Consider the following 21,813-nt stretch of genomic DNA (forward strand, 5'->3'; position numbering starts at 1 on the left):
CACGCGGTTCTAATCCATTTGAAAGAAATAATGGCTGACATTAGGGTGACTAATATGATCCTGAACCTACCATACTCGGCGCTTCGCGCATTTGAAGCCGTGGTGCGCCATTCGGGCTTTTCGCCCGCAGCAGAAGAACTGGGTGTCAGTCAAAGCGCCGTAAGTCAGCACGTCAGATCTCTGGAAGAATGGCTTGGCAGAGAATTGCTGGTCCGTGGAGCGCGCCAGTCCCGTCCCACGCGCGAGGGTGAGCAACTGGCCCTGGCAATCTCCGATGGGTTAGGGCGCATTTCGGATGTTTGCACGCAATTGCGGGACAAAACCCGTAGTGACCGGACAATCGTTATTTCGTGCTTGCCGGGTTTCGCCTTTAACTGGTTGTTTCCAAGGCTCATTCACTTTGACCTGGCCCATCCGGATCTTTCGATTTCGATTGCCACCGACACCGGGCAACACCCTTTTTCACGCGTTGATGCAGATATCGGGATTCGATATGGACTGGGCGAATACCCCGGGTTTCAGGTCGATTTGCTTATGAAGGAACAGCTGTTTCCTGTATGTGCGCCCGGCCTTCTGCCAAGGCTTCAGAGTATCGAGGATCTGTCCCTTCATACGCTTTTGGTGGATGAAAACCTGCACCATGGCACGGCCAGTCCGACATGGGATTTCTGGGCGCGGCAATGTGATTTAAGTTTGCCGACTGCACTACGGACGCGCAGGTTGGGGCAATCGAATATGGTTGTGCAGGCCGCAATCGAAGGGTTGGGTGTGGCGCTTGGTCGTGAGCCTCTGGTTATTGATGCGCTCTGCGATGGTCGCCTGGTACGGCCTTTTCCCCACCTGACGCAATCGCCCCTGTCTTACTGGCTTGTGCGCCGACCCGAAACCAAGGACAGCCAGAAGGTAAGCGAGTTCCTGAACTGGATTCAGGCAGAGGCTCGGGCGCAGCCGGACATACCCGATCCTGCACCGGTTTCAAATTAGTCCACCTTATATGTCGCATTACCAATCCGGCATGGCGAAACGCGGGCAAATTGCTCCATACTGGCGCAAAGCCAACAAACCGAACGGAGATCCGGATCATGTATCTGAAGAACTGCTGGTATGTCGCTGCGTGGAGCAAGGATATCAGCCGCGACCTGAGGGCCGAGACGTTTCTGGGCGAGAATATCGTGCTGTACCGGCAGCAAGATGGAACTGCGGTCGCGTTGGAAGACGCGTGTCCCCATCGCAAGCTGCCGCTCTCGAAAGGCAACCTTAAGGGTGATCTGGTCGAGTGCGGATATCACGGTTTGACCTTCGACTGTTCCGGCACATGTATCGACAGTCCCACACAACGTGGCATGACGCCCCGGCGTGCGGTTGTGAAATCCTATCCCGTGGTTGATCGGTATCGTCTGCTCTGGATCTGGATGGGCGACCCGGCGCTGGCCGATCCCGACAAAATATTCCCGGTGGAGAACTTCGACGATCCAAGCTGGGGTCTGACCGATGGCGGCGTGATGGACATCGACTGCCACTACCTTTGGGTCTGCGACAACCTGCTGGATCCCAGCCATGTGGCCTGGGTGCACGTTACGTCCTTTGCGGGAGCGGGCACCGACGAAGAACCCCTGAACGTCGAGAAGACGAATCGTGGCGTGATCGTATCCCGGTGGATCGAGAAGAAGCCGCCGTCTCCGTACTATGCGAAACTGGTGTCCTTCGACGGGGATTGTGACCGGTTACAGCATTACGAGATGTGTATGCCGGCAATCGGACTGAACAAATCCATCTACACACCCGTTGGTACAGGTGGATATGACAAGGACCCGGTTGATGAGACATTCATAAATATCTCGTACAATTTCATGACCCCGATTGATGAGGACCGGACGCGGTATTTCTGGTTCCAGCACCGCAACTCCTATCCGGACAATGCCGAAGTTTCGAAATTCATGAATGATGGGGCTCGAATGGCGTTTCTTGAGGACAAAGACGTGCTGGAAGAAGTTCACAAGGGAATGAAATACGCCAAAACGCCCCACATAGATCTTGGCCTGGATGCCGGGGCAAAACAGTTCCGCCGTGTGCTTGACCGCGCGATCGAGGCGGAAAGCGCCGCAACGGAAAACGTCGCGAAATCTGCCTGAGGTCGCGGTGAAGGGCCGGAACACCGGCCCTTGCCACATTCAGCTTATGCAGTTTCGTAGATAACCGGGAAACGTCCGCCTGCGAACCGAGCGCCGGGTTGCAGGCTTTCATCATGCAGCCATTCGGTCACCGCATCGCGCGGTTCATAGGTTGCCCCTTTGACTGCAAACCGTATTGCATATCCGCGTCTTCGGCGGGTCGTGGTTCTGTTGCCCATCGCCGAATGCACGGTCATCCCGTCAAAGGCCAAAGCGTCACCGGGCTCCATATGGTCATAGTGAAAGATGTCATAATCTGTGCGGTTGGCCTCAAAGTCCGGCATGTCGATGTATTCCGGGTTGTCCTGCTCAAGATAATGCAGGAAACCACCCAGTTGATCGGTTTTGAACGGTCGGTATTTGGCGCCCCAGGCATGTGATCCGCGCACAAATTCCAGTGCGCCATTGTCAGGGTCGACTGGGTCAAGCGCGATCCACATCGTCATGATCGGGCCGGACACCGGCCAATAGGGTTGATCCGTGTGCCACCCGGTCTGGGTCTGTGTGCCGGGCTCTTTCACGAAAATCTGGTCATATATCAACGATGTCCAGGGGCTGCCGGCCACCTCTGCCACACGTTGGCCTATGTCCGAGGTCAGGCAATAATCCTGAAACACGCCCGGCATTTCACGCATGTTTTTGTAGGCAAAATACCGATCGCCTTTTTGGACTTCGGTGTCCACAGCTTGGCGCAGTTTGGCCAACCACTCCTCGGACAGGATATTCTTCAGCAACACGACACCATCGCGTGCATAGGCTTCCTGAACGGCCTTTGTGTCAATTGTATATGTCATTGCATTTCCATCCACTAAATCCGCCCGAATTGCAGGACGGTTGAAAATGGGCGCGACGCGCCCGGGCTTTCATGGATTCAGGAAGCCGGTGAACTGCGGCAATTGATTATGAAACAGGGCCATTTCGACCGGGCCGACCACTTGCCGGCAAGGCTTCGATGAAACTGTTCAACGCGGCGTATCATGGCGACATCCTAGCCAAACTGGTGTGAATAGCCAGAAAATACGGAAGCAACCCGAGTGGTCCGCCAAAACAACGGTTCGGTTCAGAGGTTCTGGACGCGAAATTTTGGTTGCTTCCTGGTAAATTTGTTTATTGACGTGTTTTGATTATTAATAAATATTATTACCATCATGCAAAAGTATTCCATATTCTCGCTCGCTCGGAATGCGTTGTCCGGACACCACAACTGGCCTCTGGCTTGGCGCAGCCCACCATTGAAAGACAGGTATGAGGTCGTTGTGATCGGGGCAGGGGGGCACGGTCTGGCTACGGCCTATTATTTGGCGAAAGAATTCGGCATTACAAATGTCGCAGTTCTGGAACGCGGTTGGCTGGGCGGTGGAAATATCGCGCGCAACACGGTGACGATCCGGTCGAACTATATGCGTGACGAGTCGATCCCTTTCTACGTCAAATCTGTCGCGATGTACGAAGGCCTTACGCACGAGCTTAATTTCAACATGATGCATTCAAAACGCACCATGGTTGATGTTGTGCAGACCTGGCCCAAACTGCGGGAGCTGCGGCGGCGCCAACTGGTCATGGATATCTATGGCTCGACCTATGAACAGATCACGACGGAAGAGCTGCGCCGTCGTATTCCGGCGCTGACCGGCGGAGGGCCGGATGCGCGCCTGCCGGTCATTTGCGGCATGGTTCATACCGATGCAGGCGTGAACCGACATGATGCTGTGGCCTGGGGGTATGCACGTGCGGCTGACGCCATGGGTGTGGAAATCCATCAAAAGACCGCCGTGCAGTCGTTGATGCGCAGCTCGGATGGTAAGATTGCCGGTGTCGAAACCAATCGGGGAACAATACACGCGGATAAGGTTGTCGTGGCGGTGTCGGGCCATACAACGACGCTGACGGAAACCGCAGGGCTAAAACTGCCGTTGCGGACGATGAACCTAACGGCCTTTGTGTCGGAACCTGTCAAACCGCTGGTCGATGTCATAGTGAATTGCCCGGACAGTGGGTTCTATTTCAGTCAGTCCGACAAAGGCGAAATGGTGATCGGCGGCGCTCCGGATATGGGGCAGAGTTTTCGTCGGGACATCAAGCAAAACGTCTTTGAAGACACGGTTGCTTCGATGCTTTCCCTGTTCCCGTCCTTCAAAAAACTCAAACTGATGCGCCAATGGGGCGGGCATCTGGACATTGCGCATGATGCATCCCCCATCATGGACCAGACCGAAGTGCCCGGACTGTTCGTCACGGCGGGTTGGTGGGGCGGATACAAGGCAATCCCGGCGGGCGGTCTGACGTTGGCGCATCTGGTCGCCAAAGGAGAACCGCACCCGCTGATGGCATCCTTCACCCTCGACCGGTTCCGTCATCTTGAATTCGTGATGGAAGCCGGCACCACCACGGCGCGATGAAAAGGACAGGACCATGATGCTGATACCCTGCCCATATTGCGGCAAGCGAAACGAAAGCGAATTCATCTTTGGCGGTCCGGTTGGGGCGGACCGGCCCGATCCGAATGCCGTCAGTGACACGGAGTGGGTCGAATACCTGACTGTTGTGCCAAACCCATTGGGACCTGTGCAGGAAAAATGGTGGCACGCGCGCGGATGCGGTGAATGGCTGACAATCTGGCGCGATACCCGGACACACGAGATTGTGGAGGCGCCCCTTGGCACAGCGTAACCGCCTCGCGTCCGGGGGGCGCATAGACCGCAATCGACCTTTGCAGTTTCGGTTCAACGGCAAACGCTACGAAGGTTACGAGGGCGACACTCTGGCTTCGGCCTTGCTGGCCAATGGCGTTCGTGTGACAGCCCGCAGTTTCAAGTACCACCGCCCGCGCGGCATTGTCGGTCATGGCCCCGAGGAACCGTCAACTCTGGTGGAACTGGATGGCGAGGGCGCATCGGGCAACCGCCCCGCAACCACCGTACCCCTTCGGGATGGGCTGAGCGCCCGTTCCGTCAATTGCTGGCCTTCGCCCGATTTCGATTTGGGCGGGGTGAACCAACTGCTTGGTCGCTTCATCCCGGCCGGGTTTTACTACAAGACCTTCAAATGGCCGGATTGGCACTTGTTTGAACCCACAATCCGCAAGGCTGCGGGGCTCGCCGCAGCACCCTCTCGGCCCCCCTCCGCGGGCCGGTTCGAGGCGCGGCACGCCCATGCTGATGTTCTGATCGCCGGAGCAGGTCCCGCCGGCCTGCAGGCCGCACTTGAGGCAGGTCGCGCAGGAAAGCGGGTGTTCATCGCGGATGAGGGACCCGAGGCAGGAGGCAGTCTGCTCAACCGGACGCTGACCATCGATGGGCGACCAGCAATGGAATGGGTGGCCGAAGCAGTTCGGGCATTGCGCAAGATGGACAATGTTACCCATCTGCAACACGCAACTGTCTGGGCTTATCGCGAACACAACCTGCTGATCGTGAACGAACGGGAGCCGGAACAGAACAGTATTCTGGAGCGCAGCTGGCGGGTGCGCGCAGGTGAAGTGATCATTGCCACCGGCGCCACGGAGCGTGCAATGGTCTTTGCCGACAATGATCGTCCCGGTGTCATGCTGGCCTCATCGATACAGGCCTATGTGAACCTCTGGGGCGTGGTTCCCGGGCAACGTGTGGCCTTGTTCACCAACAACAACAGCGTCTACGCGGTCGCCGCTGATCTGTTGGCGGCGGGTTTGGCTGTTGTTGCAATTCTCGATAGCCGCAAGGCGGTGCCTCAGGCGGCGCTGGACAAGGTGCCGGGTATCTCGGTTCATCCAGGAACGGTTGCTGCGGGCGTACGAGGGCACAAACGTCTGCGCGCCGTCCGCGCGGTCGCCGTCGACAGCGGCGCTGAAACATGGATTGACTGCGATGTACTGGGTCATTCCGGCGGCTGGAACCCGACTGTGCATCTGTGGTCGCAATCCCGCAGCTCGCTGCGGTTCGATGACAATCTGGCCGCATTTGTTCCCGAAGCAGCGGCCCAGGCTTGCCGGGCCACGGGTGCTGCGGCCGGGGAAATGAACCTGGGTCGGATCATCGATGGCGGCGAAGATCTGATATACGACATCGAACCGCTCTGGCGTGTCGATGTGCCGGGGCAACGCGGCAAGGCGTTTCTGGACATCCAGAACGATGTCTCGGTCAGCGATGTGCATCTGGCCTTGCGCGAAGGCTATGACAATGTCGAACACGTCAAGCGCTACACGACGGGTGGCATGGGCATCGATCAGGGGAAAACCGGCAATATCAACATCATCGGCACTGTCGCAATGCAAAAGGGCGTACTGTTGCAGGAGGTCGGTACGACAACGTTCCGGTCCCCGTACACTCCGGTCTCCTTTGGCGCGATCGGAGGGCTGCGAGAGGACAGCGTTCTGTTTCCCTATCGTCACACTCCGGTAACGCAATGGAACAAAAACAACGGCGCGGTGATGTACGAGGCCGGCGCACGCTGGCGGCGTCCTGGCTATTTCCCAAAACCCGGCGAAGGATTGCAGGAGGCCGTTAACCGCGAATGCCGGGCAGTCAGGGAAGGTGTCGGTGTCTATGACGGCTCGCCACTTGGAACATTTGAACTAAAGGGCCGCGACGTACCGCGCTTTCTCGATTTTCTGTACACGAACGCCATGTCCAGCCTGAAACCTGGCGAGGGGCGGTACGGGCTGATGCTGTCGGATGACGGGTTGATCCTGGATGACGGGGTGGCATTTCGGCTGGACGCGCATCGCTGGCTGATCTCGACCTCGACGGGCCATGCGGGTTCGATCAACCAGCATATGGAGAAACTTCTGCAGACCGAGTTTCCGGACTGGCAGGTGATGATCACCACAGTCACGAGCCAGTGGAACAACGCCACGATCTGCGGGCCGCGCGCCCGGGATGTTCTGCAGGCACTGGGTACGGACATTGATCTGTCATCTGACGCGTTCCCTTTCATGTCTTTCCGGGACGGCACTGTTGCCGGGTTTCCGGCCCGTGTCGTTCGCGTCAGTTTTACCGGAGAGCTGTCCTTTGAAGTCAATGTTGCCCCGCGGCATATGGCCGAATTGTGGGACAAAGTGATGGAGGCGGGTGCCCCATTTGGGATTCTGCCGGTCGGTTCGGAATCCAGCCATGTACTGCGGGTCGAAAAGGGGTTTCTTTCGCTGGGTCACGAAGTCGACGGCACCGTCGACGCATATGATCTGGGGATGGGCTGGGTCATGTCCAAAAAGAAGCCGGACTATCTTGGCAAACGCTCGGTCTTGCTGCGACGCGAAAGCGGGCGCGTTCGCCGCGAACTGGTTGGCATTCTGCCCGAAGACACCAACCAGCAGGTTCCGGAAGGCGCGCCACTGACCCCCGGCGGCCGAAAGGAGGCGACCGAAGGCTTGGTTACGGCCTGCGTCTGGAGCGTGGCAAACGACCGCTGGGTCGGGTTGGCTTTGCTGGAAAACGGACATGCCCGGCACGGTGAAACCGCATATGTCCGTCTTCAGGACAAGGTCATCCCGGTCACAATCACCAGACCGGTGTTTCACGACCCCGACGGCAAACTTCTGAGGTCTTGAGATGAGCTATGACGTACAAGTTGCGCGCCAGAGCCCGAGCGCACTTTTCGATCTGAAGGGGCAACCCGAGGCAATCGAAAGCTGGGTCAAGGGCCTGTTGCCGAGCTTGCCAAAACAACCCAATACCCGCATCGGGCAAGAGGGGGCCGAACTGTTCCATGTCGGCCGAAATCACTGGATCGTTCGGACTGGGCTAAATCGTGAACAGGAATATGAGGAAAGGCTCAAACCGGCGGATTGCCCGGAAGATATCAGCATCGTACGAATTTCGGACACGCTGACGTTTTTCCGCGTTGCCGGACCCGAGGCGGCGGACGTGATGGCCGTTGCCTGTCCGCTGGATCTGAACGAAACCATATTCGGCCCGGATGACGTGACCTATTCCGAGGTGTTTGGCCTGAAGGCGCTCGTGACAAGGTGTGATGGCGGTTTCGAATTCGCAGTCGAACAGAGTTTTGGCGATATGATTGAGGATTATCTGGCCCGGGCGACCGCCTGAAGAAACGGCGGTTCAAAGCTTGGGCCTTTGTTCTTGCACCTTAGATAGGGCCGCTTAGCGGACCAGTTTCCGCAATTCACGAGAATAAAGATCCTGACTTGAAGTCAGAGCGAAACCATCGGTTGAATTGCAATTTCCGGCATGAAAAGGTCCGCTCAATAAGCGCCTTTCGAACTGCTGATTGCCATGCTGACAACGCTGACCTCAATTCTTCCGATCTTTCTGATTATTGCCCTTGGGCTGGCCCTTCGGAAAGGTGGCATTCCCAGCACGGACTTCTGGAACCTGAACGACAAACTTGTCTACTGGGTACTGATGCCATGCCTGCTGTTCAGCAAGATCTCAATGTCGCCTTTGGACAAATCAGCGCTTGGGCTTTATTCGGCCACGATCCTTGGCGGGTTTGTTGCTGCACTGATCTTTGCGGTTGTCAGCACGCGCCAGATGGGTTTCGCGCCGCCGCAGGGGACATCTATTTTGCAGGGCAGTGCCCGGCACAATTCCTTCATCGGACTTGCACTGGCGGCAAACCTTTTCGGTCCGGCCGGGTTTGACATCGCCATTCTGGCAACGGCGATCCTTGTTCCGATTACCAATATCGTCATGGTGATCATGCTGGTCGGCTCTTTGAAAAGCGACAGGACCACGAGTCTGCCGCTGGCCATTCTGCGGGAACTGGCCCGCAACCCCTATGTCATTTCAATCCTGCTGGCAGTGGGTGCCAACCAGCTGATCGGAGACCGGATTCCGGTGGTTCACGATGTGGCCGATGTTCTGGGTGCGGGGGCGCTGCCTATTACTCTGCTGGCCGTTGGCGCAAACCTGAGAGTCCGCGCGATGGCTGCCAGCACAATACCCCTGGTCCTTGCGTTCACGGGCAAGATGGTGGTTTTCCCTGTCGCCGTTCTGGTAATCGGACTGGCCGTTGGACTGCCGCAGAACGTGCTGCAGATCGCCGTGGTTTATTCCGTTGTTCCGACGGGTGCGTCCTCTTACACGTTGTCAAAACAGCTGGGCGGAGATGCGCCTTTGATGGCGGCGATCGTCACGCTACAGACGCTGATTGCTGCGGTCAGTATACCACTTTCATTGGCGATACTGCTTCCGATGGCCGGGTAATACAGTTCCAAGCCGCCCTTGCTGAAGTTTGCCCAAAAGCCGTTTGCCCATTGGGCTGCCGTTTCATGCCTGTCATTTTCAACCCGATGCCGAAGGTGTCAGGGAAAACAAGCGTCGCGCCGCCTTCATCCAAGAAGGCTTACTTTATTCATAATATTTTTGAAATTGAATTGCCATAGAATAAACATTGTATGATAAAAGTAAGCGCCACCTACCCGGCCAGTGACTGCTGGAGGACAAGAATGACTGTAGCCTTGGCGAAATCAGGAATTTCGCGCATCAAACCCCACATGGTCGCAGGGGCGATTGATGCATCACCTCCACCGTCTGTCCTGCTAAATTCCAATGAAAGCGCGTTTGGTCCCAGCCGTTGGGCCCGGGCCTCCGCGCAGGCAGCAACAAGTTCAATCGAACGGTATCTGGAAAACCCCGATCTAACTCTCGCCCCGGCCATCGCTGAACATTTCGGCCTCGATGCCGCGCGGATCACAACCGGGCAGGGATCGGACGACCTGCTGGCACGGCTTGCCCGCGCTTATCTGGGTTCGGGTACCGAATTGATCCGCAGCGCGAACGGGTACCTGAAAGTCCCGAACTATGCGCACGCCAACGATGCAGGCGTCGTGTCGGTTGCGGACGATAGTTTCAAACCCTCGGTCGACCGCATGATCGAAGCCGTGACCGAACGGACCCGTATCGTCTATCTGGCCAACCCGGAAAACCCTGCAGGCACGTATCTGAACGGCTCTGAAATTCGCCGCCTGCACGCCGCCTTGCCAGACAATGTACTGCTGATAATCGACGCGGCGTATGAAGAATACATCGATGCCGAGGATTACGAGCCAGCGCATATTCTGGTTGATGAGGCCCAAAACGTGGTCATGTGCCGTACATTCTCAAAAATCTACGGTCTGGCAGGCGCGCGCGTGGGCTGGTTGTATGGGCCTGACGACATCGTCGATGTCGTTCGCAGGATCGGGCTGACCTTTCCGGTTGCTTCGCCTTCGGCAATGGCTGCGATCGCCGCATTGGAGGACACAGCCCACACTAAGTATGTTCGCGATGCCAACCGTTTGGGCAGGAACTGGATCACCGCCGAGATGCAGGGGTTGGGACTGGACGTCATCCCCAGTCAGGCAAATTTCGTTCTTGTTCACTTCCCGGATGGCAACAAGTCAGCAGAAGCTGCGACACGCGGGCTTTTGCAGCACGGCATTGCCGTGCGGCGGTTCGCATCGCCAGCGTACACGGACTATCTGCGCATTACAGTTGGGCATATGCATGAATTGAAAATTGCACGGGACGGAATTGCCAAATTCCTGAACGGTGGCGTGTAATGGGTATGTCTTCCGGGATTACAGTGGACGCGCCAAAGGTTGCATACCCGTCGGGGGGTGCGATCATTGCGCAGCTCAAGGCCGCACAGGTTCAGGAAATCGTCGCCCTTCCGGATATCGTCACCAGCGACGGTCTGTTGTGGCCCATTTCCAAGGATCCCGATTTTCGACTAACGCGGATCTGCAAAGAGGATGAAGGTGTCAGTATTTGCGGCGCCATGTCCTACAATGGAACCCGGGCCGTTCTGATGATGCAGCAAACAGGGTTGATGGACTCCCTGAATGCAATTCGTGCCATCGGGATGGATTATGAATTGCCCATTGTGATGATGGTTGGTTTGCAGGGCAAGGAACCACATGTGCACCCGGATCAATCTTCCTCCTACGGTGTTCGGATAATCCGCCCTGTCCTTGACGCGATGGAGGTATCGCATTCGCTGATCGAAGAACCCGGCGACGAAACCCACATACCGCAGGCCATCGCAATGGCCTATGCATCCTCGCAGCCTCATATCTTTCTGATCGGCAGACCTCCGGAAGTGTCATGACGATGCGTCGCGACGAGGCGCTGCGGGCGCTGATCCCCCACATTCATGACAGTGACATTGTAGTTGCAGTCTATCAAAGCTGCTTTGACTGGCTGGCCCTGAACCCGCGAGACCTGAACTATGTCGCCGTTGGCGCGATGGGTCAGGCATCGTCCCACGGGCTGGGATTGGCGCTGGCCAATCCGGACCGGCGCGTAATTGTTCTTGATGGCGACGGCAGCCTGCTGATGAACCTCGGGTCGCTGGTGACGATCGCCGGCGCTGGCGTGTCGAACCTCTATCACTTTCTTTCGGCCAATCGGGTTTACGAGGTGAACGGAGCGCATCCGTTGCCCGGCGCTGAAAAGGTCGACTTTGCTGCAATGGCCTGGGCGGCCGGCTATGCTGGCGTTCAGCGATTCACCAATCTTGACAGGTTCGCCGAAGCCGCGCCGCAGATCCTGTCTCTGGCAGGCCCTCAGTTTGTTTCGATGGAGGTCACGGCAGGAACCTCCTATCCCAGAGACTACGCATACATTCACAGTGCAGAGGCACGTTCGACTTTTCGCGCAGCGCTCAATCGCCCATAGCTGCAAGGCTCGGCCTCACAGGCCGAAGCTTGGCAGCGCCCTATTGCGGGCGGGTTGAGACCGTAATGAACTCGACAGCATCAGACAGGATTTCACTGAAGCCGTGAGGAAGCTTGGCATCAAAACTCAGTGTATCGCCCGCCGACATCTGGAAATTCTCTCCTCCGCAACGGTAGGTGGCCCGCCCTTCGATCATGTAGATGAACACATGACCTTCGTGCTGATAGGCGGGCAAGTTGCCGGATTGTTCTTTTGAAATGCGAATTCGCGCAGACTGAAAAATCCCCCCGGGTGCCGAGTGCTTGCCCAACAGGAGATAGTCATGCGCATGCCCCTGCGTGATGCGCCGCGCGGGCAGACCATCGCCAACGCGCGCGTGATGAACATCTGCAGCGATATCCGACCGGGCAAACAGCGCCATTAGCGGCACATCCAGAGCATCTGCCAAAGATTGCAGTGTCGACAGCGAAGGCGAGACGTTGGCGTTTTCGATCCGGCTGATCATCGCAGTGGATACTTGCGCCCGAACTGCAAGATCGCCCAGCTTCAGTTCCCGTTCATGCCGCAACCGCTGAAGCGTCTGACCGACTTCACTTTCAGTGTCGTTTTTCTTTTCCACTTTCAACGCTGCCGATCAGGTTATCCGGGGCACGAGATTGGCACAGCATCGACATCCTTACCAGTGCAGGATTCACAAAAAAGCATTGTCGCGAGGCTTATTAGTCATCCGTTGCTTCGATTGGATTTTTGCAATCACATCACGGTGATTCTTTTCACTTTTGGCGGAACAAAACCGGTCTCCCGCGGGTTTGAGCATCCACAAATGAAGCTTGATGAGGTTATCAACCTTTATTGCTCGCCCGCGTATTGGGCATATTGGTTTTCGGATGCTCAATTCGCTTACCGAAAAACTCGGCACCACCCCCATCTGTCGACGACAACAGAATTACGTTCACACGGCAGACCTTTGTTCTGTAATGCAATCTTGAACGTAGGTCGTCTTCTTGGGACGTGGCCCACGGCAATCGTTATTGTCGACGGAAAACTGGCTGACAGTCTCTTGGGTCGGTTTCCAGCGCCTCATAGCAGCGCAACTCAAAGCCAAATATCCACCCCCAGCCATGCGCGGTTCATTCGAAGGTCAGAAGATTTTTCTTTTTGATTTGGCGTATTTGTTGCAAATTAGTGAACAAATCGTTTCTCATTTCTCTCTTTTTTCAGTTTTTGACCCCGCATGGATTGGACGGAAACATGGCCGAGAAAGACTTTATCGCAAATGCAGCACCAACCTATCTGATTAACCAGGTCAACAGCGGCGACACCTACAGCCTGTGGCGGCTGAACATGGATCTGCCTGAGCTGTTCGAACAGATCCTGTTGTCGCCCGGATCAAACTTTCCATCCAGCACAAAGCTGTGTCCGATCGGCGGGTATATGCTCTCCTATGATCTGTCGCAGCTTCAGGATCAAAAAGATCCCCATGTTCCTTATGATCTGTTCGAATTTGACCCGACCAACCCCGACCCGCTGAGCGTTCAGCCTTTGCAATCGGGGAAGTGGAAGCAGCACAAATTCTGGCAGTATTTCGATCACTACACCTGGGATGCAACCGAAACGGATATCGTGCAGCTTGTGCCCATGACGGGATATGTCCTGGCCTATATGCCGACAGCTGCACGCGGGACATATATGCTGTGGAATTTCGATCCCGCACCCAGCCCGATGTCGCCGCCCGACCCGCTGCCTACCTCGATGGGGCCGCAGGATGCCTTTGCCGAGATCACCGGCGGTAGCGCGTTGCTGCCCATGGGCAACTATGTGCTCGAATGGATCGCCGAGCATTCGAAATACCGCGTGTGGAACTTTGATCCGCAAAACTGGCATCCGTTGTCGATGCCGACGATATCTGAAGGCACGCGCCCGGACATTGATGCCTCGCACCACCTAATCGCCATGGGTGAGAACATTCTGGACATTGCGCCCGGAGATGGCAGTTACCGGCTTTGGGGGTTTGATCCGTTCCTTCCCGACCCGTTTGTCGGCCCCCTGAAACAGGGCGCCTTGCCTCAAGGGTTTGATGTTTCCGGTCAGCTGACTCCGGTACAGATGCCGGTTCCTATTGATGCGGCCAAAGCCCTTGTTCCCGGCACGATGGATTTCATGCGCACCAATATCGAACATGTGGTCGTCTACATGCTTGAAAGCCGGACAATGGACAGTGTTCTGGGCTGGCTGTACGAGGCGGACGCACCCCATCTGAACTACGTGAACGCGGAACCGCCTTTCAAGGCAAACTCGAAATCCTATACGAACACTTACAAAGGCACCCCGTATCCGGTGCACCAGTATGAGGATGGCAAGCTGAGCGATCAGTTCGTACTTTCCTCGCCCAAGATCGATCCGTTTCATTCGACAGCCGACAGCATTCAGCAGCAATACAGCGGCGGTTTTCCTGCCTATCAAAGCGGTGCAGTGCCGGACATGGGCGGGTTTGTGTCCAACAACCTCAGCCCCGAAGCAATGAGTTCGTTCAGCCCGACACAATTACCGGTGCTGAACGGTCTGGCCGAGAATTACGCGGTGAGTGATTATTGGTTTTCACCCATGCCGGGCGGAACAATTGCCAACCGGGGTTTTGCCCTGTCGGGATCGAACTACAACATTACGGTAAACTGCGAAGGTGAGCCGCAATACACGCAATACGCAGAGCGGCCCTTGCGGCAGCCGATCTGGAAAGTGCTTCAAAACAATGGCCATCAGGACTGGAAGATTTATTACTCGGTGGAATGGGAGAACCAAGTGTTCACCTATCACCTGTATATGCGCAATCAGTTGCCCAGCGTGGACAAAAGCAAGTTTCAGTACGTGCAGCCGCTCAGCACATTCATTGCAGATGCGAAGGCGGGGATGCTGCCGAAATTCTCGTTCCTCGAACCCGCCTGGATCGCACCAAGTGGCGCGACCTCGTATCATCCCGGTGCTTCCGGCGACATGGTGCCGGGTGAGCGCAAACTGAAAGAGATCTACGAGGCGCTGAGGGCCAGCCCAAAATGGGACAAAACCGCATTGGTGATCACGTTCAGCAAGGGCGGAGGAATGTACGACCATGAGGCACCTCCGATGGCGCAACCGGCCTGGCCGAGGGATGTGAACGACGGGTTCAAGTATGATGTTTTGGGTCCGCGTGTTCCGACAATAGTGGTGTCGCCGCGAGTGAAATCCAACACAGTGTTTCGCAGTGGCCAACCGCAGCCGTATGAAGGCACCTCTCTGCTGTCGACGGTTTTGGACTGGTACGGCATCCCGCGTGCGCGCTGGGGCTTGGGCGATCGGGTACAGGCGGCACCGACTTTTGAATCGGTGTTTGAACTGAGCGATCCGCGCACCGATCACCCTAAGCTCTCGGTGCCTTACGACAAGGACTATCCGCCTATCGGTTCGGATGGCTGATCCGATGGCTGAGTTTTCCTATTCTCTGGGGGCGGTGGAGCTGTTGAACGAACTGTTCCCACCTGCCGAACTTGCCAATTCCAATCTCGGGTTGACCGACCGCGAAAGCGTGATTGCGCATTACACAAGGAACTCGCTTGAGGCTGACGGGTTTTCCTCGGGCAACGTGCAGGTCACAAAGTCAGGCGGGCAATACCGGGTTTCGATCTCGGCTGATCAGCCGGAAGCGGCGTTGTCTGTCTTTGCCGAACACCATCAGAAACTGTTCGCGCCGGATGCCGCGGGCAAGGCGGTCGCGGGAAAAAACCTGTTGCAGGACCTTGGGGTCTGGAACCCGATGGCCGGTTATCCGGTCAACAGCGACAAGGACGACGGCCTGTGCAAGTGGCATCTCTTCCCGCCCCTGGGGCTGAACGTCATGGGTCAGAGGGGTTTGTTGCTGATGCATTACCCGCCGTGGCAGGTGTTGCAGCAGGGTACTTTTCTGGAGTGTATGACCATGCATCGCTGGGATACCGTGTTGCGGGCCAGCGGAATTCCCGCGGATGACGTGAGTTTTTACCGAACCATTGTGGATGTAAATCCAATCGCCGCGCCCGGTGCGGGTCAAAGCGAATACCCCAATGACTATTTTCCCATCATGATGGCCTCGGGTTTTTTCGACGGCCCGCCCGAGCGAAGCTATATCCGATCGATGCTAAACCTCTATCTGAACGGGCCTAATGCAACAGGTGAGCGTCACACGCTGCCGCTGCTGGTCTGCGGATCACCTCTTTATGATCCGCAGGCTCCCGGCTGGTTCAGGGTCGCGTTCAAGGATGATATGCCGAAGGACGAAAACGGCACGCCGGAAACGCCGGTCTTGCAGGTCGGGAAAGTACGGATATCCCCCGACGACCCACGCGAGACGCCGTATATGGTTGCCAATCACATGATCGCGGCAGGGGTAACCGGAAAGTGCACTGACTGCGCGAAAAAGATACCGGATATTCGGATGTACGAGGCGCAGGATTTGGTGGCTGCGTCCTTTTTGTTTGAATACACCAAAAACCCCGATATCGAGCCGGAGCAGGCAAAGGAGAACGCCTGCCAACGCTGGTTCGGCAACACCAAAGGGCTCGGGCCGCCCAATCCCGGTGACCCACACGACGCGCAGGTCATGTGCGCGCTGGCCCAGATGGACTTGTTCTATTGCCCGGGACCACCGCCGCACCCGAAATACACATTCGACGAAGCGATGGCGCGGTGCGCCGGGGCTGGGAATGAAACCTGTGGGTGCAAGATTGCGCCTCCGTCCGGACCGAAGAACAGTATGACAAACAGCTAGCGAGGCGTCCAAAAACGGGACAATTGATGTCTTTCATGTACCTCAGGTGTTTTCGTCCTGTTTCAGACCAGTGATTTCGTATGTTCTGACGGGCGCCCCGATGCCGCGCAGTTCAACCGTTCCATGTTCGACGCAGGCGATCTCGGGTTTGATCCGGTCATACGTGTCCTGCGAAATCAGAATGCTGCCGGTGCGCGCAGCGTTTTCAAGGCGCGAAGCCTGGTTTACGGCACGGCCAATCAGGGTGTAATCCATTCGGGACTCGCTGCCGAAATTGCCAACGGTGCAGTATCCGGTATGAATGCCCATGCGGCATTCCAGAGGTTTTCGGATGCCTTCTTTCAGCCACTCCTCGCGCAGCGCTCCAAGTCTGTCACGCATGGCAATCGCCATTTTGGCGCATGCAATGGCATCATTTTCAGGCCCGCGGGTTTCCGGATCGCCAAAAAAGATGACAATTCCGTCGCCGACAAACTTGTCGATGGTCGCGCCAAAAGACAAAGCAACTTCGGACATCTCTGACAGGTAGTGGTTCAGCAATGTCTTCAGGTCTTCGGAACTCATCTGTTCGGCAAGCTCGGTAAACCCGACAAGATCCGAAAAGAAGATCGTCAGGAGCTTGCGCTCCGACGTCAGTCTGACCTCTTTCCTGCGATCGAAGATCGATCGATAAACCTGCGGTGACAGGTATTTGGACAACTGGTTTGCAACGGCTTCTAGTGCATTTGTTTTCTGACTTAGTTCAGCGGTGCGCTGTTCGACCTTCTGCTCAAGGTCGACATAAAGCTTGGCGTTCTCGATCGATATTGAGGCTTGCGCCGTCAGCAATTCGGCAATCGCAACCCGCTCCTCCGGGAAAGCTCCGGCGGCCAGGTTGTTCTCCAGATAGGCAATCCCGGAAAACCGGTCGGAACGGATCACCGGAACACACATGACCGAGCGGATCTGATTCCTGACGACATAAGGATCAATGCCATACCGTGGATGGCCGGCTGCATCGTCAAGAACCAGAGGTTTCTGGGTTCGGGCCACATAATTGACAACGGACATTGCAAGGGTATCGGGGTTGGGTTCAAACTGAGTATTGCGGGTTTCCAGGTCGCCCTCTTCTACGACGCATTCAACTTCGGCCAGTAGTTGATCGTCATTCATTGACAGGAAAACACCACGCTGCGCGCCCGTGCTTTCCAGTAGAATGCGCATTGTGCGTGACAGCAGATTACTCAACACGATTTCGCCCGAAATTGCGCGGGCCGCATTCATAACCGCCTGCAAGTCCAGAGCGCTGTGCGAGATCGAGTATGCGCTGTTTTCAGCATCCCTGTCCCCCAATGAACGGGCTGGTGCGATGAGTTGAAGGGTGGGGTTCTCGGCATCCATCAAATCGACTTTCCGAGTCGCACCCCATCGGTGATACAGGCGGCGAGCAGCGTCCAGATGCGCATTGGCCGCAAAACTCTGCCCGATCTTCTCAAAGGCCGACGACGCGAGTTCGTGAATCATGGCCCGGTCGCGGGTAAACCCGTTCTCTTCGGCACATGCGACGGCCCGGGTATAACACGACAGCGCATTCAACATATCGCCCTGCAAACGCGCAAACTCTCCGCGCATGGCAAGGTCGAGATGGCTGAAATTCTCGGGGCAGTGCGCGGCCCAGTCGGCCATATGATTGGCGTGTTCTTCCATCTTCAGCCATAGGTGCGGTTGCTCGTCCGCAGGGGATGTCTCGTACGTCGCGGAATAGGTCAGAAAGGCCAGAAACCGGAACCGAACGGATTGCGGCAGCGACATGACACTGTCCATCAACCTTTCCTGCGCGGCTACGTGCGGAACGGCCCCCTTGAAGTTGCGGTACAGGCAGTGAAGTTCGGCCTTATAGATGTGGTAATTCGCGACACCTGTCATGAAACCGCGCTCGGTCATTCCCTTCAGGCAGGAAACTTCATCGAACGTGTCAACGCTAAGTGAATACAAATCCCGGGTGTTGCCTGCGAAATTCTGCAACATCTGCAGAAAAAGACTGCCTGAATCGTAGCTGTCCGCATAGTTGCAGTCTTTGACGATCACCATGTATCGCGACTGTTCGGCAATTGCGGTTTCAAGATCCAGACGCGGGTCCCAGATGATGCAATCCTGAGCGTTATAGGCCAGATACAACAGATCGCCCGACTGGTATCCCGCCTCCAAGCCACGGGTGAACCATTCTGTCATCGTGCTCCAGTGGTGGCCCCAGTGGTGGATGAACATCGTGTAGACGTAAATGATACGGGATTTCAGGGCGATGTCGTCATATGCCTCGTTCATTGCAAGCGAGAGCTTGCCGAACTCGATCGCTTCAGCAGGGCGGTTCATGCCCCCGCACAGCAACATCCCGTACGTCGAGTAGGCAAAGGCGGTTTCGGCCGAGTTTCCGAACCGCAGTGACAGGTTAACGGATTTCAGGATCAAGAGACGGAACAGGTTTCCCGCTCCTGACAGAAAGGCCGCAGGAAAGATCTCCATCAACAGTCCGACTGCCGTTTCCATATTGGCGTCCGTCATACGGCCCGCGTTGATCAGATCGGCAATCTCCCGGCCTGCCAGGTTGACAGAAATCTCTGCGACTTCTGCGTCAACCTCTGCATCCGAGACATCCGCCGTGAACCTGATCCCAAGAAGGGAAAGCCCTTCGAGTGCTGAATCGATGGAGTCTTTCATCCGGCCCAAGGTCGAGTAATGCCTTGTTCTCATCGACAACACACGCGCCTTGTCCAGCGAGGTCCGAAGGTTTTCCAGCGCGCGTGACAACTCGGCATCGGCATCGTCATGCAAGCCGTTCAGATATGCGGTTTGTGCATAAAGCGATGACAGCGATCTGGTCAGCCCATAAGCCTCCTGCCACGGGTTCGAAGGAAGGAGGGACCGGGCAACACGCAAATAGTTCAAAGCCACTTGATACGAGGACGCATTGTGCGCAATGCGCGCAGCCGCCAGGTTCAGTTCTGCCAGTTCGCGTTTGTCATCTTTCCGGGTGATCAGATCGCGCGCCACGTTCAGATGGCGAACGATCTTGATCAGGCGTTCGTTTTGCGGCTCATCCGTATCTTCGCTCTGCAAAAGTCGTCCGATCGACAGATGAACAGGCTGTTTTTCGGCATCATCAATTAACTCGTAAGCGGCCTGATGCAGACGATCATGCTGGAACCGGTAGCGCGGGTTGACTGCCGCATCTGCCCTGGCGTCCGTCAGAGCTGCTGCCTGATCGAAAAGCTGGTAACTGTCGTCCAAGGGCAGGATGATGTTGCGGGCCAGGGCGCTCATCAGGGACAGGCCCAGCTGCTCTTTCGAGCGCTGATGAAGCAGCGACAGCTTGGCCATGTCGAACTCGTGTCCGATACAAGCGGCCATGCGCAACGTTTCCTTGGTGTCATCCGGAAGTTTGTTCAGGTTTCCAATCAGGAATTCTACAATGTTGTCGCCTATTTCGGCCTGCCTGATCGCAGCCAGATCCCATGCCCAGCGGCCATGTGTGCGGTCAAAGTTAATCATCCCATCGTCGAACAGGGATTGAAGCAGTTCTTTTACAAACAGGGGATTGCCTTCGGTTCGTTGAAAAAGAACAGCGCCAAGCTCTTGCGTGTCCGCCTCATCCGTTCGGAATGTCCGGGCAACTATCTGGTTCACGACCGCCTGATCCAGCGGCGGCAAGGTCAGATCATGTACCGCCCGTGTCTTTGCAACCTCTTTGCGCATCAGGCTCAGCAGGTGGCCGCTGTCCACTTCATTCTCGCGATAAGCGCCCAGAATAAGCAGATGACCGATGTCCCGGGCCGTTGCCATTTTCTGCAAAAGGTTAAGTGTCGGTGCATCGCTCCATTGCAGGTCGTCAAGATACAGTACCAGCGGGTGGTTTTCGTCCGCCAGCAGCCTTACGAAGCTTAGAAATGTCAGTTGCAGCCGGTTCTGCGCCTCGGTCGGAGGAAGGGTCGGGACCGGCGGTTGCGGTCCGATGATCAGCCCCAGATCCGGCAAGACATCCAGCAGAACCTGCGCGTTTCGTCCCAATGTGCCCACTATTTTTGATTTCCACGTCGCCAGTGACTCTGGCGGTTCCGCCAGCAGTTCCTGAACCAGCCCGGAAAATGCAGCGGCAATGCCGCCATAAGGTCTGACCCTTTCAAACTGGTCAAACTTGCCGCGCAGAAAAAAGCCGCGCGCCTCAAGAATTGGCCGGTTCAGTTCCGCGACCAGCGCGGTTTTCCCAACCCCTGAACTGCCGGAAATCAGGCATAGCTCGGATGCGCCGGCCTCTACCTTGGCAAGCAATTGGGTCAATTGTTCCAGCTCGGCATCGCGTCCGATCAGCACTTGCGGAACACGAAACGTTTCGGAGGTGTCTCGCTGTGCGATATCGAAGGGCGCAATTTCACCTGTGCGCGAGAGGCTTCGGCGGCAGATCTCAAGATCGTGCAACAGGCCAAACGAGCTTTGGTAGCGGTCTTCAGGGTTTTTGGCCAAAAGCCGCAGCACAATCTCGATCAGCGTCGCTGGAACATATGCCCCGGCATCATCCGGGACACGTGGCCGCTTGGCGATGTGCGCATGGATCCATTCAAGTTGCGTTTCGGCCCTGAATGGCAATTGCCCAAACAAAAGTTCAAAGAATACGACACCAAGAGAATAGAAATCCGATCGGTAGTCGACATCGTGCGAAATCCGTGCGGTGTGCTCGGGCGAGATATAAGGCAGATGGCCCTCGATCAGTTTCGAAGCAACCTTCCCCTGATGTTCCCGCGACAGGGCCGTCGCGATTTCGAAATTCATAAGCCGGACGCTCCAGTCCGTGTCATCCAGCAGAATGTTCTGTGGTGCGATGTTCTTGTGAACCATGCCGCGCGCATGGATGGCGTCCAGCGCAGTGGTAAGCCGGACTATGATGTCGACAACACGCTCAAGCGGCCATGTGGCGGTTCGTTTGGCGCGCAGGTAATGCGACAAGGTCCATCCGGTCGCGGGGCTGATCATGACCGGGGCACCATTGCCAAGGAAGACCATATCCGTGACCGGGATAATCCCGTCCAGGCTGCCTAGCTCGTTTAACAGCCAATACTCACGTTCCAGCCGCTTGGCATCCCGAATATCGGGGAACTCGGCAGACAAGGTTTTGACAATCGCCGGCTGCCCGCTTTTGCTGTTGCGGGCATGAAAAAGCGAACTTGCGTAAAACGCCTCGATCTGCTGTTCGATCTGGTATCCGGCGATTTCAAGATGCAAGGCAGAAACTACC

At 56.4% G+C, this 21,813-nt stretch carries 15 protein-coding genes; 12 read left to right on the forward strand and 3 right to left on the reverse strand.

The genetic code is table 11. From position 1 onward, the window contains the following. Positions 1 to 30: 30 nt before the first annotated feature. The gene (locus ACR0JW_RS21035) at positions 31 to 984 is read left to right on the forward strand and encodes a LysR substrate-binding domain-containing protein (protein WP_480714397.1); all 954 of its coding nucleotides are present in this window, start codon (positions 31 to 33) and stop codon (positions 982 to 984) included. Positions 985 to 1,082: 98 nt separating this feature from the next. Next, the gene (locus ACR0JW_RS21040; protein ID WP_170682443.1) at positions 1,083 to 2,132 is read left to right on the forward strand and encodes an aromatic ring-hydroxylating oxygenase subunit alpha; all 1,050 of its coding nucleotides are present in this window, start codon (positions 1,083 to 1,085) and stop codon (positions 2,130 to 2,132) included. A gap of 44 nt (positions 2,133 to 2,176) precedes the next feature. Here ACR0JW_RS21040 and ACR0JW_RS21045 read toward each other — a convergent pair whose 3' ends face one another. After that, positions 2,177 to 2,965 carry a phytanoyl-CoA dioxygenase family protein gene (locus tag ACR0JW_RS21045; protein WP_480714398.1) on the reverse strand — a complete coding sequence of 263 codons (789 nt, stop codon included), beginning with the start codon at positions 2,963 to 2,965 and terminating at the stop codon, positions 2,177 to 2,179. A 354-nt stretch (positions 2,966 to 3,319) separates the two neighbouring features. Between ACR0JW_RS21045 and ACR0JW_RS21050 the strand changes: the two genes are divergently transcribed. From ACR0JW_RS21050 to ACR0JW_RS21085, 8 genes are all read left to right on the forward strand, one after another. Further along, positions 3,320 to 4,570 carry an FAD-dependent oxidoreductase gene (locus ACR0JW_RS21050; protein ID WP_170682441.1) on the forward strand — a complete coding sequence of 417 codons (1,251 nt, stop codon included), beginning with the start codon at positions 3,320 to 3,322 and terminating at the stop codon, positions 4,568 to 4,570. Between the two features lie 13 nt (positions 4,571 to 4,583). Continuing rightward, complete coding sequence (locus tag ACR0JW_RS21055; protein WP_170682440.1) at positions 4,584 to 4,841, forward strand: sarcosine oxidase subunit delta; 258 nt, start codon at positions 4,584 to 4,586, stop codon at positions 4,839 to 4,841. Next, the gene (locus tag ACR0JW_RS21060) at positions 4,828 to 7,698 is read left to right on the forward strand and encodes a 2Fe-2S iron-sulfur cluster-binding protein (protein WP_480714399.1); all 2,871 of its coding nucleotides are present in this window, start codon (positions 4,828 to 4,830) and stop codon (positions 7,696 to 7,698) included. Before ACR0JW_RS21055 ends, ACR0JW_RS21060 begins: the two co-directional genes overlap by 14 nt. Position 7,699: 1 nt before the next feature. Beyond that, positions 7,700 to 8,197 carry an aminomethyltransferase family protein gene (locus ACR0JW_RS21065; RefSeq protein WP_170682438.1) on the forward strand — a complete coding sequence of 166 codons (498 nt, stop codon included), beginning with the start codon at positions 7,700 to 7,702 and terminating at the stop codon, positions 8,195 to 8,197. A 186-nt stretch (positions 8,198 to 8,383) separates the two neighbouring features. Beyond that, entirely contained in the window at positions 8,384 to 9,316 is a 933-nt protein-coding gene (locus tag ACR0JW_RS21070; protein WP_170682437.1) for an AEC family transporter, read from the forward strand. 242 nt (positions 9,317 to 9,558) lie between these two features. Continuing rightward, positions 9,559 to 10,653, forward strand: coding sequence for an aminotransferase class I/II-fold pyridoxal phosphate-dependent enzyme (locus tag ACR0JW_RS21075; RefSeq protein ID WP_170682436.1), 1,095 nt, complete (start codon positions 9,559 to 9,561; stop codon positions 10,651 to 10,653). After that, positions 10,653 to 11,201 carry a decarboxylase gene (locus ACR0JW_RS21080; RefSeq protein WP_170682435.1) on the forward strand — a complete coding sequence of 183 codons (549 nt, stop codon included), beginning with the start codon at positions 10,653 to 10,655 and terminating at the stop codon, positions 11,199 to 11,201. Before ACR0JW_RS21075 ends, ACR0JW_RS21080 begins: the two co-directional genes overlap by 1 nt. Beyond that, positions 11,198 to 11,770 carry a thiamine pyrophosphate-dependent enzyme gene (locus ACR0JW_RS21085; protein ID WP_170682434.1) on the forward strand — a complete coding sequence of 191 codons (573 nt, stop codon included), beginning with the start codon at positions 11,198 to 11,200 and terminating at the stop codon, positions 11,768 to 11,770. Before ACR0JW_RS21080 ends, ACR0JW_RS21085 begins: the two co-directional genes overlap by 4 nt. Positions 11,771 to 11,810: 40 nt before the next feature. Here ACR0JW_RS21085 and ACR0JW_RS21090 read toward each other — a convergent pair whose 3' ends face one another. Further along, the gene (locus tag ACR0JW_RS21090) at positions 11,811 to 12,389 is read right to left on the reverse strand and encodes a helix-turn-helix domain-containing protein (protein WP_480714400.1); all 579 of its coding nucleotides are present in this window, start codon (positions 12,387 to 12,389) and stop codon (positions 11,811 to 11,813) included. Between the two features lie 632 nt (positions 12,390 to 13,021). Between ACR0JW_RS21090 and ACR0JW_RS21095 the strand changes: the two genes are divergently transcribed. After that, positions 13,022 to 15,220, forward strand: coding sequence for an alkaline phosphatase family protein (locus ACR0JW_RS21095; RefSeq protein WP_170682431.1), 2,199 nt, complete (start codon positions 13,022 to 13,024; stop codon positions 15,218 to 15,220). 4 nt (positions 15,221 to 15,224) lie between these two features. After that, positions 15,225 to 16,547: a hypothetical protein gene (locus ACR0JW_RS21100; RefSeq protein ID WP_170825362.1), complete on the forward strand. Its 1,323-nt coding sequence runs from the start codon at positions 15,225 to 15,227 to the stop codon at positions 16,545 to 16,547. A 42-nt stretch (positions 16,548 to 16,589) separates the two neighbouring features. Here the strand turns inward: ACR0JW_RS21100 and ACR0JW_RS21105 are convergent, their stop codons facing one another. Next, on the reverse strand, positions 16,590 to 21,800 hold the full coding sequence (locus tag ACR0JW_RS21105; RefSeq protein ID WP_480714401.1) for an AAA family ATPase: 5,211 nt from the start codon (positions 21,798 to 21,800) through the stop codon (positions 16,590 to 16,592). Between the last annotated feature and the right edge of the window lie 13 nt (positions 21,801 to 21,813).

It is taken from the genome of Ruegeria sp. BG6 (assembly GCF_056538465.1).